This is a genomic window from Herbaspirillum rhizosphaerae, from assembly GCF_046025915.1.
Classification (GTDB): Bacteria; Pseudomonadota; Gammaproteobacteria; order Burkholderiales; family Burkholderiaceae_D; genus Herbaspirillum; species Herbaspirillum rhizosphaerae_A.
Genome location: NZ_JAQQFR010000006.1, coordinates 182,254 through 197,369, shown reverse-complemented (window position 1 = coordinate 197,369; position 15,116 = coordinate 182,254). Strand labels below are relative to the sequence as shown.

The following is a 15,116-nucleotide window of genomic DNA, read 5'->3' as shown; positions in this document are numbered from 1 at the left end:
AATCAAACTAAGGCACAAACTAAGTCGAAAACGACACTGTTCGAAGCTGGTCCCACAGGTTTGGCTATACATTATTGGCTCAACCATTTCGGCTTAAGCATTCTCGCCCGTCCCCTGCGATGCCAAAAAACCGGTTGATTTTACCCCAACAGCGCCCTGAGTCAAACTGTCAGGGCGCTCCAAATTACAACATCCTCCCGCTTACGATTCTCTTATTGCAGTGCTTCAGCGCTCTTCTTCCGTTTCCGATTCGCTGGGAACAGGCTTGGCAGAAGCCGTCGCGGCTTTTTCAGGGAAGAAAAAACTCAAGGGCGAAGCCGTAAATCGTCGCAGCACAGCACGAAAAACGACACGTCGTATCCTCGCCGGAATATCACGTGCGCGCAAAGCCAGCGCCATGGCACTGGCAAACGCCACACCGACGTTGAGGACGCCGATCAATACGATGCCGCTGACAGCCAGCCAAAACGGTGGCGTCGACATGACGCCCCAACCCAGACTTGCGGACGCAGCCACCAGCGTACCGGTCGCCAGCGTGACATGGCGAACATCGAGCGGCAGGCCGAAAAACTGTGCCACGACCGGCGTCATCCCCAGCAAAACACCCAAGGAGACGTTCCCGGCAATGGTTGCCACATGACGCTCCAGCCACGCCGCCCAGCGCGCAGCACGGGTCGGGCCCAGCGCATGCACCAGCCGGCGCTGATGCGCCAGCGCCTCGCGCAGACGACGCAGGGCGAACCAATTGTCGGCAAACCCTGCCACCAGACTGGACAGCCACAGCAAAATCCCGGTGAACGCCGCATACAAAGGCGTAGGACCAATCAGCGACAGATCGTGCATGGCACGAGCCGCCTTGTCCGGATTCATCAATGCCGTACCCGACGCCAGCATGAACCCGGCCGTGATCAGCAACATGGTCGGAATCACTGCCGTCAGGTTGCCGAAGATCGCCGCTGCCTGCGAGCGCAGCAGCATCGCCGTCTCGCCCAGCAAGGCGCGCAGGCCATCGACCGTATCCAGCTCTCCCATCTTGGCTGCCAGCGCCGGTGCGGTCACTGCCGGCTGTTTGGTCGCCAGCACGCCACCAATGGCGGCAATCACAAGGAAACTGATCGCGTAGTTGATTGAAGCAAATGCACCTTCAAAGAAATTCGCCAGCCCCAGCTTGCCAAGCGCAATTTTCATCAGCACGGTAAAGGCTGTGACGACACCACCCAGGCAGGCTGCTTTGACCATCGCACGATAACCGGAGCGATCGCGCGCAATGTAATGTTCGCCATGGTCAGCGCTGCGCTCAACCATCTTGCGCGCCAACAACGCGAAGCTGCGGCGCACCAGGCTGCGCACCGATGAGCGGCTGTGATGCGCGGCAATCAGATCAGCCAGCAGCAGTTGCACGCGTCCGGCACTTCCACCCGCTCCTGGGCCGGGCTCGCGCCACGTCGCCGAGCGCACATCGATCAATCGCCCCATGCGCGTAAGCTGCGCACGCATGCGTTCAATACGGTAGACCAGGCTTACGGACACGCCATATTCATCCAGATGCGCGTAGATGCGGTCGGTCTGTGCCTGGCACACGGCGATCAGCATGCGCGCACTGCGCAATGCGCCTTCATCGTTCGGACTGGCGCGCAGATAGGCTTCCATCTCTCGCCGCAAGGCCATGAAAGGCGTTGCCTGCAAAGGCATCTTCGGCTCCAGCCGTTGGCGAAACGCCGGACTGATGCCGTCAGCGACGACCACGGTGGTCAGGTACGTCAAGGCTTCTTCGATCTGCTGCCAGTAGGCGTGAGAGATGCCGTCGTCGGCAGCCAGCTTCCAGAGACGCTCTTGCTGATCCTGATCGAGTTCAAGCAGCCACTCGGCATCTTCCGGATCAGGAAACATGGCCGCAAACAAAGTCGGCAATTCGCTCGGCGACAAGTGGCGCGGCAGCACCATCTTGAAGGCGCGCTCAGTCAGCTCACTGAAAAACGCCGATTCGTGTGGCAGACCCGTGACCGAAAACAACTCCGGCCCGCTCGCCTCACGCAACGTCTTTTGCAGGCAATTCTGCACCAGCCGGCGCACATCGCGATGCTCATCCAGCCAATCGAGCATGGCGCGCACGCGCTGATGCCTGACGCGGCGACGTCCTTCCGCATCGAGCAGCGAAACTTTCGGCTGATGGCGCAGCCATTCGGCGACGTCGATCATCCAGTTGGCGCGGTCGTGCCAGACTGCGTCGATGTCCGCCCGCCGCATCAATGCTTCCAGCTGCGGCGCATAATCAATGTGATGTTCATAACGCGCTTGCTGACCATAGCGAAAACGTCGCCAGATCACGCGTATTTTAAGAAAAAGAAACTTCATGCCTCACTCTGTTTTTATGAGGGAAAAGGATCCCGACTTACCCGTCAGGCAAGTCAGAACCTCGTAACTACAATATTTGGGGATGAAAAGCGTGAATTCAATCGAATAACGGGGAAAATGGCTGTGAATCTTTTTACCTTATACTCAGATTTATTTTCGTCCTGATGACATCCCGCCATGCGACAAGAAACACGTTTTGAAGGTTCCTCCAGTTACGTTGCCACCGATGACCTGAAACTGGCCGTCAACGCCGCGCTGACCCTGCAACGCCCGCTGCTGATCAAAGGCGAGCCCGGCACCGGCAAGACCATGCTGGCCGAAGAAGTTGCTGCGGCGCTCAATCGTCCGCTGCTGCAATGGCACATCAAATCAACCACCAAGGCACAGCAGGGTTTATACGAGTACGACGCCGTATCGAGATTACGCGACTCCCAGCTTGGCGACGAACGCGTCAAGAACATCCACAACTACATCCTCAAAGGCGTATTGTGGCAAGCCTTTAGCGCGGACGAGCCGCAAGTCCTGCTGATCGATGAGATCGACAAAGCTGACATCGAATTCCCCAACGACTTGCTGCGCGAGATCGACAGGATGGAATTCTATGTCTACGAAACGCGCGAGATGGTGCGCGCAAAGCACCGGCCGCTGGTCATCATCACCTCGAACAATGAGAAGGAATTACCGGACGCTTTCCTGCGCCGCTGCTTCTTCCACTACATCAAGTTTCCTGACAAGGACACGATGCAGCAAATCGTCGACGTGCACTTCCCCGATCTCAAACGCGATCTGCTGGCGCAGGCGCTGCAAACTTTCTACGAAGTGCGCGATATTCCCGGCCTGAAGAAAAAACCGTCGACGTCGGAACTGATCGACTGGCTCAAGCTGTTGCTGGCCGAAGATATTCCGGCGGAAACCTTGCACAGCAAGGATGGCAAAGCTGCCATTCCGCCGTTGCATGGTGCATTACTGAAGAATGAACAAGATGTGCACCTGTTCGAGCGTCTGGTGTTCATGTCGCGCAACAATCGCTAGGCAACCACGCAATCAGAAAATAAGAAATCGAGAAGAAGCAGATAAATCGTCATCCACTGTCGCCACCCCTGGGAGTCCACCATGCAGTTCTTGCACCCGATCACGCTCAAAGGCCAGTACGCCACGCTTGAACCGCTGTCGCTCGACCATCACGATGCGCTGATCGCTGCGGTATCGGACGGCAAGCTGTGGAAGCTCTGGTACACCTCGATTCCCAAGCCGGAAAACATGCGCGCCGAAATCGAACGCCGCCTCAAGCTGCAAGAACAAGGCTCGATGCTGCCCTTCGTCACACGGCGCCATGACACCGGTGGATTGTGCGGAATGACGACTTACATGAACGCCGACCCGATACATCGCCGCGTCGAGATCGGCTCAACCTGGACTGCCGCCAGCGCCCAGCGCACCGGTATCAACACCGAGTGCAAGCTGATGCTGATGACCCACGCCTTCGAAACATTGCATTGCATCGCCGTGGAGTTCCGCACGCATTGGCTGAACCAGCAATCGCGCGCAGCCATCCTGCGGCTTGGCGCGAAACAGGACGGCATCCTGCGCAATCATCAGCGCGCACCTGACGGCTCGCTGCGCGACACGGTGGTATTTTCGGTTATCGAATCCGAATGGCCTGCGGTCAAGCGCCATCTGCAGTTCAAGCTTGGACATTGATTCAGATTCAACTATTTACTTATGCTGATCGACTTCTTTTTTACGCTCAAAGACGCACGGATTCCGGTCTCCATCAAAGAGTTCCTGATCCTGCTTGAGGCCATGCAAAAGAACGTCATCTCGCCGGCTATCGATGACTTCTACTATCTCTCGCGCATCACGTTAGTCAAAGACGAAGCCAATTACGACAAATTCGATAAAGCCTTTGGCAGCTACTTCAAAGGCATAGAAACGATCTTCGAAAAGAATCCCGAGATTCCGCTCGACTGGTTGATGAAACGCATGCAGCGCGAACTCACGCCGGAACAAAAAGCGGCACTGGAAAAGTTCGGCTATGACAAGCTGATGGATCGGCTCAAGGAGTTGCTCAAAGAGCAGCACGAACGTCACGAAGGCGGCAACAAGTGGATCGGCACAGGAGGCAGCTCACCGTTCGGCAACAGTGGCTACAACCCGGAAGGCATCCGCATCGGCGGCGAGAGCAAGAACCGCAGCGCCGTGAAGGTGTGGGATGAACGAACCTACAAGGACTACGACAGCGAGCGTGAGCTCGGCACACGCAACATCAAGGTCGCACTGCGCCGCCTGCGCAAGTTTGCACGCGATGGCGCCGAGGAAGAGCTGGCGCTGGACGACACCATTCGCGCCACGGCCAACAATGCCGGTTACCTCGACATCAAGATGCAGCCGGAGCGGCGCAACAACATCAAGGTGATGATGCTGTTCGACGTCGGCGGTTCGATGGATGATCACATCGCGCGTACCGAAGAATTGTTCTCCGCAGCCAAGACCGAATTCAAGAACATGGAGTTCTTCTACTTCCACAACTGCGTGTACGACTACGTATGGAAGAATAATCGCCGCCGCCATGCAGAACGTTTCCCGACCTGGGATCTGCTGCACAAGTACTCAGCGGACACCAAACTGATCTTCGTCGGCGACGCGACCATGAGCCCCTACGAAATCGTCCAACCCGGCGGCTCGGTTGAATACAACAACGCCGAGGCCGGAGCAGTCTGGCTGCAGCGCTTCACGAGCACTTTCAGCAATTTTGCCTGGCTCAATCCGGAACCCGAAGGCTTGTGGCAATACCGGCAATCGATCGCCATCATCCAGCAATTGATGAGTCAGCGCATGTTTCCGCTGACCATTGATGGGCTGGAACGCGCGATGCGATTGCTCAGCAAATAGTCATCGTCAAACTTAAGCGGCTACCGGCGTATAGCCGGCCTCTTTGATAGCCTCGGCAAATTCCGCCGCGGCCACGCCACTGTCGATATTGACCAGCTTCTCCGCAACCTTAACGTCAACCTTGGCGTTGGCGTCCACTTCTTTCACGGCACGCGTAATAGCGCTCGCACAGTGGTTGCAAGTCATATCCTGAACGTTGAATGTCAGCATGATGTTTTCCTTTTTTCAGTTAGTGAGAATTGATGAGGGCAGCTTAAACCTTGCCACAAGGGCAAGGTCAAGCGCACATTCTCAACAATCGTGTCAAAATAGGCCTTGACCTTACCATGATGGGAAGGATCATGCTGAGTCCATGATCAAACCGTCAATGAGACCATCATGTCTACTATCTCTACTCCCCTGGCTTCACACCACTTGCAAGAACTGACCCTCGCCGTCGAAGGCATGACCTGCGCCTCCTGCGTCGGCCGTGTGGAAAAGGCCTTGCGCGCCGTACCCTCGGTGCGTGACGTCAGCGTCAATCTGGCGACTGAATTGGCCACCGTACAAGCTGAACCCGGCGTGCATGCCGACCAGTTGATCGCCGCCGTCCACAAGGCCGGCTATGACGTTAAACAAGAAGAGATCACACTCGACATCAACGGCATGAGCTGTGCCTCGTGCGTTGGCCGTGTCGAGAAAGCACTCTACAAAGTTCCAGGCGTCAGCGAGGTCTCCGTCAATCTTGCCAGCGAAAAGGCCACGCTGACCACCACCAGCGCAGTGTCCGTCGATACCTTGATCGCCGCCGTCGAACGCGCCGGCTACAACGCCGCGCTGCCGTCCATCGCGCAAACCGAACCTGCGCGCCCTGCTTTGCCGACTTGGTGGCCGGTCGCGGTTGCAGCGGCATTGACAGCGCCGCTGATGCTGCCGATGCTGTTGATGCCCTTTGGCACCGAGTGGCAATTGCCCGGCGTCTGGCAACTACTGCTGGCAACGCCGGTGCAGTTCTGGCTGGGCGCACGTTTTTATCGTGCCGGCTGGCGCGCCGTCAAAGCACATACCGGCAACATGGATCTGCTGGTGGCGCTCGGCACCAGCGCCGCTTATGGCTTGTCGCTATATCAGTTGTTCAATCAATTCATGAACACCCACGGCGGGCATCATGTGTCGCACTTTTACTTCGAAGCATCGGCGGCCGTGATCACGCTGGTGTTGCTCGGTAAATGGCTGGAAACGCGCGCCAAGCGCCAGACCGCTGACGCCATCCGTGCACTCAACGCGTTGCGGCCCGACAAAGCCACATTAAGGCGCAACGGCGTCGACAGCGACGTTGCGCTGTCCTCCATCCGCATCGGCGACCAGGTCGTTGTGCGCCCCGGGGAACGCGTAGCCGTCGACGGTATCGTGCAAGAAGGTCTTAGCCATCTGGATGAATCCATGCTCACCGGCGAAAGCCTGCCCATGGAAAAACAGCCCGGCGACAAAGTCACCGCCGGTGCCATCAACGGTGACGGCCTGTTATTGGTCAACACCACCGCGATCGGTGCCGAAACAGTCCTGGCACGCATCATCCGTATGGTTGAACATGCGCAAGCCGCCAAGGCCCCGATCCAGCGTCTGGTCGATCAGGTCAGTGCCGTGTTTGTTCCCGTGGTACTGGTATTGGCGCTGCTGACGCTGATCGGCTGGGGCCTCATCGGTGGCGATTGGGAGCAAGCGCTGCTCAATGCGGTGGCGGTACTCGTGATCGCCTGCCCGTGCGCGCTCGGTCTGGCGACACCGACTGCGATCATGGCCGGCACAGGCGTGGCGGCGCGCTACGGCATTCTGATCAAGGATGCGGAAGCACTCGAAATCGCCCATCGCATCGGCGTTGTCGCCTTCGACAAGACCGGCACGCTGACCGAAGGCAAACCAGTGCTGGCAGCGCTGCAGGCGATTGACCACGATGACGACAAGCTGCTCGGCATTGCAGCAGCCTTGCAGCGCCACAGCGAACATCCACTTGCCCATGCCGTTATGGATGCCGCTCGCGGCAAAGACCTTACCCCGACCGATGCCAGCGACAGCAAGGCCGTTCCCGGACGCGGCACACAAGCGCTGATTGATAGTCACCTCACCTATCTCGGTAGTGCGCGCTGGATGCAGGAACTCGGTGCGACGCCCGATAGTCAGCCAGAACTCCATGCGCTAGCAAAACAATTGGAACAGCAAGGCCGCACCATCTCGTGGCTGGCGCAAGCCGATACACATAATCGAGTGACGCTATTGGGCCTGCTAGCCTTCGGCGACACTATCAAGAGCAATGCACGGCAAGCCATTGAGCGCCTGCATCACTTGCACATCCGCACGGTCATGCTGAGCGGCGACAATCAAGGCGCGGCGGCACACGTGGCAAAAGAACTCGGTCTCGACGACTTCCGCGCCAACGTCTTACCGGCAGACAAAGCGCAAGCCATTACCGACTTGCGCCAAAACAATCAAAGCGGCCAGCATGGCCAGCGCATTGCCATGGTCGGCGACGGCATCAACGATGCGCCGGCGCTGGCGGCGGCCGATGTCGGCATTGCCATGTCCACCGGCACCGACGTCGCCATGCAGGCAGCCGGCATTACGCTCATGCGTGGTGATCCTGCGCTGGTGGCCGATGCAATCGACATCTCGCGCCGCACCTATAACAAAATCCGCCAGAACCTGTTTTGGGCCTTCATCTACAACATCGTCGGTATTCCGCTGGCGGCATTCGGCCTGCTGAACCCGATGATCGCCGGTGCGGCAATGGCGATATCGAGCGTCAGCGTCGTGAGCAATGCCCTGCTGCTGAAGCGCTGGCAGCCACAAGATAAAAAAGGCCGCAAAGGAGAATCAACATGAGCATGAACATCGGCGACGCCGCACAAGCCTCCGGCGTATCGGCAAAAATGATTCGTCACTATGAAGAGATCGGTCTGGTGCCCAAGGTGGCGCGCACCGACGCCGGCTATCGCATTTACAGCGAGCGCGACGTGCATCTGTTGCGCTTTATCCGGCAAGCCCGCGTACTCGGCTTTTCGATGAAACAGATTGCCGATCTGATGGGCCTGTGGCTGGATCAATCACGCCCGAGCCGCAAGGTCAAACAGCTGGCGAATGAGCATATTGCCGAGCTGGACGCGAAGATCCATGAACTGCAGGCGATGAAGTCGACGCTGCAACATCTTGCGCATGATTGTCATGGCGACAACCGTCCGGACTGCCCGATACTTGACGCACTTGGCGCAACGCTTCCCAGCGCGAACGCGACGTGATGTAATGGCGTAATCAGTCTCGGTAACAAAACAAGAATCGATCATCATGATAAAAACCGATCTTCCCGAAATCATCCGCTGGGGCATCATCGGCTGCGGCGACGTCACCGAACGCAAGAGCGGCCCGGCCTTTCAAAAGACGCCCGGATTCGCGCTACATGCCGTCATGCGCCGCGATGCAGAAAAAGCAGCCGATTATGCGCAGCGCCACGGCGTCGCCAAACATTACAGCGACGCCGACGCGCTGATCGCAGATCCGGACATTGACGCCGTCTACATCGCCACACCGCCCGACACACACCTGCATTACGCACTCAAAGTCGCAGCAGCGAACAAACCCTGCTGCATCGAAAAGCCGATGGCGCCAAGTTACGACGACTGCCTGACGATCTGTGCCGCTTTCGAAACGCTGAACCTGCCCTTGTTCGTCGCCTACTACCGGCGTTCATTACCGCGCTTTGCGCAGATCAAGAGCTGGATCAACGAAGGCAAGATAGGAACCGCACGACACGTCAGTTGGCAATTCAGCCGCACGCCTTCGCTCACCGACCTGGGCCGCGAGGCCAACTGGCGTACCGACGCCAGGATTGCGCCGGGCGGCTACTTCGACGATCTGGCCAGTCACGGACTGAATCTGTTCGCGCATTATTTCGGCGACATGCTGGAAGCGTCAGGCTCCAGCACCAATCAACAAGGACTGTATTCCGCCAAAGACGCGGTGAGCGCGAGCTGGCTGCACGCTTCCGGCGTGACCGGCAGCGGCAGCTGGAATTTTGGCAGCTTCGAGCGCGTTGACCATGTTGAGATCACCGGCAGCGAAGGAAAGATTGTTTTTTCTATTTTTGGCGATGTACCGCTGACGCTGACCAATGCTGGCGGCACACAGCAACTGGATATTGCGCACCCCGAAAATATCCAGCTCTACCACGTGCGCAAGATGCACGAACATTTACGCGGCACCGGCAAACATCCATCGAACGGACGTTCGGCGGCGCATACGAGCTGGGCAATGGACAGCATTCTGGGCAATCTCTCTTAACGCCACAGGCACAGCACGCTGCAATAAGCTTGCTCATGGCAAAACGGCTCGCGGCATAGTCCCCGCGAGCCGTTTTACTATGTTTTATATTCCTGACCGTCGGCGTACTCGATATTTCCTCATCGCGGTACGCTCTCCATCGACATCCAGTAATCCGGCGTCAATGAGACATTGCAAACGAGAACTCAGAAAAATATCGCTCAATGCATTGCGGGGATTTGACCGCACCATCGCAGCCCCCACCACCGCCGAAGCGATTTCCCATTGATCTGAACAAGACGCCAGCAACAGATCGTCATGCACGTTCAAATCGCGAAAATGCAAACATCCGATGTCATCGCATTCGCGCAACATCTCCGCCCGCGCCGAGATGCCAGCGAATTCCTGTGCCCACGTCCGACGCTGGACTTCAGAAATTTTCACCGCATTCGCAGCAAATTCTCTCAGCCGCTCCGGTGGCCAGACGGCCGTCGAATGCAGCCCTTCTTCGTGCGCAGGAACACTGACTGCCAACAGTGGATGCTCCACATCGGCCAGCCAATAACATGCCATCCGTAAAAAAACATATTCGGCCCCACTGCCACTGTGCCAGATATACACAGGGCATCCTGGCTGTTGGGCTAGTGCCGTGTGCAATTCGCGCCAGGGTGTGAAACAGTCCGACGTAGACTTCCAGTATTCGTCGTCGTAGCCGCCCCCGATGTCCCGCCAGAAAGCATCTCTTGCGCTTTCGTCGCCAAGCGGCCCCAGTCCATAGTCGTCCAGTGCACAAAATACTTGGGCATGAGGAAAGGCCATGCGCATTGATCCGCCAGTGCTGGCGGGACTAACCAGATGAAATTCTGTCACGACCGTCCTTATCGAATAGGGGATGTGGAACGTCGTTAGAAATGACACAGGGGATAGAGTTCGTCGAAAGAAGTTTGGAAAAGCTGCTAAATGTACGACGTCCCGCCTAATGACATCCGCTGCCGTGACTGCCCAGATTGACCGGCTTGCTGTCGTCACTCATATTGGCAAGCCCCTGCAAGATGCCGCAATCCTTGACCGCCTGCGCGCTGTCGCATTGCGCCCGCAAGCTCTTCAATTGCGTTTGCAATTTCTTCAATTCGCTGATGCGTTGGGCAACGTGACCTATATGTTTGTCCAGCAAGGCATTGACCTCGCCACAGTTGTCTTCCGGCGCATCGCGGAATTGCAACAGGCTGCGCACTTCGTCGAGCGTCATATCAAGCGAACGGCAGTGGCGAATGAATTGCAGGCGCTCAACGTGACCATCGCCATACAAGCGGTAGTTGCCTTGCGAACGCGTCGGTTGCGGCAACAAAGCCTCACGCTCGTAATAACGGATAGTTTCCACCGGACAATCGGTGCGTGCCGCCAGTTCGCCTATCTTCAGGTTGTCCATCGAGTGCTCCTTTGTATTTGCATAACCGCCCTGCAAGCAGGGTCATTAAAGGCTTGACCCTGTAGTTGGTTTAGGGTTTTTAATATACAGCAAGCCTAGGGCCTGCTATCAAGTAATTTGCGAATGCGAACGCGCGGCAGGCGTTGACTGCCTAGGCGCGGCGACGCGGCGTAGCGGTGCTACGGCAAGGAGTCGCAACAACGGCAGGCGACGCCTGCAGCCGTTCCCGAAGGGTTTCAACCAGAAGGCGCGCTGGCGGCGTTGCATGGCTTACAGGTGGGCCTACCACCTGTTACGCCACGCGCCTTGCCAACACGCCTTCTGGTTGAAACGCATCTCGCAAATTACTTGATAACAGGCCCTAATATTCTGCATATCAGGAGCACGCATGTCCAATTGCTGTAACCACGATCACGGCCATCAACATGGCAAAAACCATGACCATCAACATGATCATGGCCATGAACACAATCATGACCACGCGCATGATCATGGCGAAGCCGTGTCTACCGTCGACAACATCAAGCCGAGCAGCCTGACAGATTCCGAGGAAGCCGTTTTCTTCATCCAGAAGATGGATTGTCCGACCGAGGAAAAGCTGATCCGCGAACGCCTGTCCAACATGGATGGCATCGCCGCGATGCAGTTCAACCTGATTCAGCGCGAACTGACGGTGCAACATCGCCTGCCCTCGGTGGAACCCATCGTGACCACGCTCGCTGCGCTCGACATGCTGCCCAAGGTCAAGAGCGATACGCTCGACGCGACAGTCGGTATCGATGATGACGATCACAGCGCGTCCTACGCCATTCCAAAACGCAAATGGCTGATGGTCGGCGTCGCTGCCGTTGCCGCGCTCGCGTCGGAAGTCATCGCCTGGACCACCGGCAACGACCGCTCGCTCAGCGTCATCGCATTGGCATTGTTCGCGATTGCCGTCGGCGGCGTCGACACACTGAAAAAAGGCTGGATCGCGCTACGCCATCTGTCGCTGAACATGAATTTCCTGATGTCGCTGGCCGTCATCGGCGCGGCCATTATCGGCCAATGGCCGGAGGCGGCGGTGGTCATCGTCCTGTTCACGCTGGCCGAAATGATCGAATCGCTGTCGCTGGATCGGGCGCGCAATGCCATCGCCGGATTGATGGCCATGTCGCCGGATCAGGCCACGGTGTTGCAGGGTGGCGATTGGGTCAACGTCTCCGCCAAACAAGTGGCATTGAATACTGAGGTGCGCGTCAAGCCGGGTGAACGCATCCCGCTTGACGGCGTCGTCACCAATGGTCAACCCGCCATCAATCAAGCGCCGATTACCGGTGAAAGCATGCCGGTCGCCAAGCAGTCAGGTGATCAGGTGTTTGCCGGCACCATCAACGGCAATACCGCCTTCGACTATCGCGTCACCGCCGTGCAAAGCGAATCAACGCTATCACGCATCGTAAAAAGCGTGCAGCAGGCACAAGGTCAGCGCGCGCCGACGCAGCGCTTCGTCGATCAGTTTGCGCGCTATTACATTCCCGCCGTGGTAGCGGTGGCCGTGCTGGTGGCAGTGTTGCCACCGCTGCTGTTCAACGCACCGTTCTATCCATGGCTGTATAAGGCGCTGGTATTGCTGGTGATCGCCTGCCCTTGTGCACTGGTGATTTCCACGCCCGTGACCATCGTCAGCGGACTGGCTGCGGCGGCGCGCCACGGCATCCTGATCAAGGGTGGCGTCTATCTGGAACAAGGCCGTTTGCTCAAGGCATTGGCACTCGACAAAACCGGCACCATCACGCACGGGAAACCCGTCGTCACTGACGTACAACGCTTGTCCGACGGCGATGAGGCAAACCTGCTCACGCATGCCGCCAGCCTCGCCCTGCGCTCTGATCATCCGGTGTCGGCGGCGATTGTGGCGTTCTGGAAAACGCAGCAGGCCGATGCGATCGCAAAAGACGTCAGCGACTTTGAAGCGCTGACCGGACGCGGCGTGAAAGGCAACATCGGTAATAGCGCGTTTTATCTCGGCAATCATCGCTTGGTGCACGAACTCGGCATGTGCAGCCCGGCGCTGGAAGAACGTTTGCTGGCGCTGGAAAAGCAAGGCAAGACGACAACCATCCTGTGCCGCGACGGCAAGGCGGAGTTGCTCCTGGCGGTCGCCGATACGGTGCGCGACAGCAGCCGCGATGCGATTGCCCAATTGAAAACACTCGGCGTCAGCGTCACCATGCTGACCGGCGACAACGCCCATACCGCGCGCGCCATTGCTGACATCGTGCAACTCGACGATGCGCGTGGAGATCAACTGCCGGAAGACAAACTCAACGCCATCGGCGACATGATCGAGAAACACGCTTACGTCGGCATGGTCGGCGACGGCATCAATGATGCACCCGCATTGGCACGTGCGCAGATCGGTTTCGCCATGGGCGCTGCAGGTACCGATACCGCACTGGAAACTGCCGACGTCGCGCTGATGGATGACGATCTGCGCAAGATTCCCGACTTTATCCGCCTGAGCAAAAAGACCCATCGCGTGCTGATGCAAAACATCACGATTGCGCTCGGCATCAAGGCAGTTTTCCTCGTCCTCGCGCTGACCGGTGAAAGCTCCCTGTGGATGGCCGTATTCGCCGACATGGGCGCGAGCCTGATCGTTGTCTTCAACGGCCTGCGGCTGGTGCGTTCGCTTTAACTCGCCCTACCACTCCGGTTGCGCCGAACCCAAGGGCGCAGCCGGCCGATCCCATGACATGCTTGTACTGCCAATCTTGACTGCACCGTGCAGGCGTTGTGCCGGCCCCCAGAAGGTCTGTTCAATTGCCGGCGCCAGATCGTCCTTGTTTTCCGGCACCAGGATTTCATCAACCTGCTGTCCCGAACCCGTCACCAGCAATTGCGCCATGCGTGCCAGCGAAGTGCGCACCTCCATGCCCTTCCCGGTCTTCAGCCTTTGCGTCAGTCCACGGATGGCTGCCGTCGCCATGAGATAGCCGGTAGCGTGATCGAGCGCCTGCACCGGCAGCGGTGTCGGCCTGTCACGTCCGAGCTGGCGCATGCCTGCCTCGGCAATGCCGCTGCTCATTTGCACCAGGCTGTCGAAACCACGGCGCGTCTTCCACGGGCCGCTCCAACCGTAAGCATCGAGACTGACATCAACCAGTGCGGGATTAATGCGGCGACGGTTTTCCGCATCGAAGCCCATGCCAGCCAGTGCATCCGAGCGATAGCCATGCACCAGCACATCAGCCTGCGCCAGCAACTGCGTAAAGATTTCCTGTCCCAGCGACGTGCGTAAATCCAACCGCGCACAGCGCTTACCCGGCACCATGTCCGGGATCACGCCGGGTTCGTCCCAGCTTGCCGGATCAATGCGCAACACGTCGGCCCCGAACCCGGCCATGAAACGCGTTGCCGTCGGTCCCGCCAGCACGCGCGTCAGATCCAGCACGCGAATGCCTTGCAAAGGACGTTGTCTGCCGATGGTCCAGTCAGGTTTGGCCGCCGCCGGCCCATCAACGATGTGCAACAAGGGTTCGCTGTTGACTGCCATGCCTTGCGGATGAGCGCGCCACTGATCCGTTGTGCGCATGACCGCCGCGCAACCGCCTTGGGCGACCACGGCAATTTCCAACTCCTCCGCCGACCAGCCGGCCACGGCCGCTGCGACCGCTGCACGATCCACCGTTGCATCCAGCACGGTCAATGCTGCCGCCCTGTGATGCGGCGCATTGGTGTGCAGACGTATCCAACCGTCGGCAGCCTGATAGTCGCCCGCGACCGCATCCCACAAAGCCGGAGGCTCCCAACCCTGTGGCCGTATTGAAGTCCCGAACCAGAATGAGGCCAGCCGACGGTCGGCATGTACTTCGGCGAGATCGTTGCCGGCGGCATGGAGTAATTCGGCAACGGCGAGACCTGCGGCACCCATTGCACCGACCGCAAGGTCAGTCACCGCAAAGATTGACGGCAAGCTGCCACTGTCGGTCAGTTGTACTTGTTCGAGATAATGGCGCTCGCCCTTGGCAGCCAGCCAGATTTCACGCAGAAAGCCGCGTGCGCTTGCTTCGGAAATAGCAGACAAAGTGGACATACCGGACCTCGCATCGTGAAGATAAATGAAGATGACTGAAGCATATTCCGCTCGTTTTAATTGTCAATATTG

General features: G+C 58.1%; 12 protein-coding genes. 7 read left to right on the top strand and 5 right to left on the bottom strand.

What is annotated here, in order from left to right:
* Positions 1–225 precede the first annotated feature (225 nt).
* A complete protein-coding gene (locus tag PQR63_RS11260; protein WP_408167952.1) occupies positions 226–2,355 on the bottom strand; it encodes a site-specific recombinase in 2,130 nt (709 codons plus the stop codon).
* Between the two features lie 177 nt (positions 2,356–2,532).
* On the opposite strand from PQR63_RS11260, the gene PQR63_RS11255 reads away from it, so the two are divergent.
* From PQR63_RS11255 to PQR63_RS11245, 3 genes are all read left to right on the top strand, one after another.
* Positions 2,533–3,387: an AAA family ATPase gene (locus tag PQR63_RS11255; protein WP_408167951.1), complete on the top strand. Its 855-nt coding sequence runs from the start codon at positions 2,533–2,535 to the stop codon at positions 3,385–3,387.
* An 81-nt stretch (positions 3,388–3,468) separates the two neighbouring features.
* Positions 3,469–4,056, top strand: a complete 588-nt coding sequence (locus tag PQR63_RS11250) for a GNAT family N-acetyltransferase (protein WP_408167950.1) — start codon at positions 3,469–3,471, stop codon at positions 4,054–4,056.
* A 21-nt stretch (positions 4,057–4,077) separates the two neighbouring features.
* On the top strand, positions 4,078–5,247 hold the full coding sequence (locus PQR63_RS11245) for a vWA domain-containing protein (RefSeq protein ID WP_094564374.1): 1,170 nt from the start codon (positions 4,078–4,080) through the stop codon (positions 5,245–5,247).
* A gap of 12 nt (positions 5,248–5,259) precedes the next feature.
* On the opposite strand, the gene PQR63_RS11240 is transcribed toward PQR63_RS11245, so the two are convergent.
* On the bottom strand, positions 5,260–5,457 hold the full coding sequence (locus PQR63_RS11240) for a heavy-metal-associated domain-containing protein (protein ID WP_408167949.1): 198 nt from the start codon (positions 5,455–5,457) through the stop codon (positions 5,260–5,262).
* Between the two features lie 168 nt (positions 5,458–5,625).
* Between PQR63_RS11240 and PQR63_RS11235 the strand changes: the two genes are divergently transcribed.
* From PQR63_RS11235 to PQR63_RS11225, 3 genes are read left to right on the top strand one after another with little or no spacing between them, the layout of a single operon-like run.
* Complete coding sequence (locus tag PQR63_RS11235; RefSeq protein WP_408167948.1) at positions 5,626–8,106, top strand: heavy metal translocating P-type ATPase; 2,481 nt, start codon at positions 5,626–5,628, stop codon at positions 8,104–8,106.
* Positions 8,107–8,108: 2 nt separating this feature from the next.
* Positions 8,109–8,519, top strand: a complete 411-nt coding sequence (gene cueR / locus PQR63_RS11230; RefSeq protein WP_408168090.1) for a Cu(I)-responsive transcriptional regulator — start codon at positions 8,109–8,111, stop codon at positions 8,517–8,519.
* A 46-nt stretch (positions 8,520–8,565) separates the two neighbouring features.
* A complete protein-coding gene (locus PQR63_RS11225) occupies positions 8,566–9,558 on the top strand; it encodes a Gfo/Idh/MocA family protein (protein ID WP_408167947.1) in 993 nt (330 codons plus the stop codon).
* A gap of 84 nt (positions 9,559–9,642) precedes the next feature.
* Here PQR63_RS11225 and PQR63_RS11220 read toward each other — a convergent pair whose 3' ends face one another.
* Positions 9,643–10,407: a DUF3658 domain-containing protein gene (locus PQR63_RS11220; protein ID WP_408167946.1), complete on the bottom strand. Its 765-nt coding sequence runs from the start codon at positions 10,405–10,407 to the stop codon at positions 9,643–9,645.
* A 106-nt stretch (positions 10,408–10,513) separates the two neighbouring features.
* Positions 10,514–10,966 (bottom strand): Cd(II)/Pb(II)-responsive transcriptional regulator, encoded by a 453-nt coding sequence (gene cadR / locus PQR63_RS11215; RefSeq protein WP_094564376.1) that lies wholly within the window; start codon positions 10,964–10,966, stop codon positions 10,514–10,516.
* Between the two features lie 388 nt (positions 10,967–11,354).
* Between cadR and PQR63_RS11210 the strand changes: the two genes are divergently transcribed.
* The gene (locus tag PQR63_RS11210; protein ID WP_408167945.1) at positions 11,355–13,646 is read left to right on the top strand and encodes a heavy metal translocating P-type ATPase; all 2,292 of its coding nucleotides are present in this window, start codon (positions 11,355–11,357) and stop codon (positions 13,644–13,646) included.
* Between the two features lie 6 nt (positions 13,647–13,652).
* Here PQR63_RS11210 and PQR63_RS11205 read toward each other — a convergent pair whose 3' ends face one another.
* Positions 13,653–15,044, bottom strand: coding sequence for a CoA transferase (locus PQR63_RS11205; protein ID WP_408167944.1), 1,392 nt, complete (start codon positions 15,042–15,044; stop codon positions 13,653–13,655).
* Positions 15,045–15,116: the final 72 nt, after the last annotated feature.

Bases quoted from the DNA above. Each gene is read 5' to 3' on its own strand.
- PQR63_RS11260 (WP_408167952.1), bottom strand. From the start codon at position 2,355: ATGAAGTTTCTTTTTCTTAAAATACGCGTGATCTGGCGACGTTTTCGC.
- PQR63_RS11255 (WP_408167951.1), top strand. From the start codon at position 2,533: ATGCGACAAGAAACACGTTTTGAAGGTTCCTCCAGTTACGTTGCCACC.
- PQR63_RS11250 (WP_408167950.1), top strand. From the start codon at position 3,469: ATGCAGTTCTTGCACCCGATCACGCTCAAAGGCCAGTACGCCACGCTT.
- PQR63_RS11245 (WP_094564374.1), top strand. From the start codon at position 4,078: ATGCTGATCGACTTCTTTTTTACGCTCAAAGACGCACGGATTCCGGTC.
- PQR63_RS11240 (WP_408167949.1), bottom strand. From the start codon at position 5,457: ATGCTGACATTCAACGTTCAGGATATGACTTGCAACCACTGTGCGAGC.
- PQR63_RS11235 (WP_408167948.1), top strand. From the start codon at position 5,626: ATGTCTACTATCTCTACTCCCCTGGCTTCACACCACTTGCAAGAACTG.
- cueR (WP_408168090.1), top strand. From the start codon at position 8,109: ATGAACATCGGCGACGCCGCACAAGCCTCCGGCGTATCGGCAAAAATG.
- PQR63_RS11225 (WP_408167947.1), top strand. From the start codon at position 8,566: ATGATAAAAACCGATCTTCCCGAAATCATCCGCTGGGGCATCATCGGC.
- cadR (WP_094564376.1), bottom strand. From the start codon at position 10,966: ATGGACAACCTGAAGATAGGCGAACTGGCGGCACGCACCGATTGTCCG.
- PQR63_RS11210 (WP_408167945.1), top strand. From the start codon at position 11,355: ATGTCCAATTGCTGTAACCACGATCACGGCCATCAACATGGCAAAAAC.
- PQR63_RS11205 (WP_408167944.1), bottom strand. From the start codon at position 15,044: ATGTCCACTTTGTCTGCTATTTCCGAAGCAAGCGCACGCGGCTTTCTG.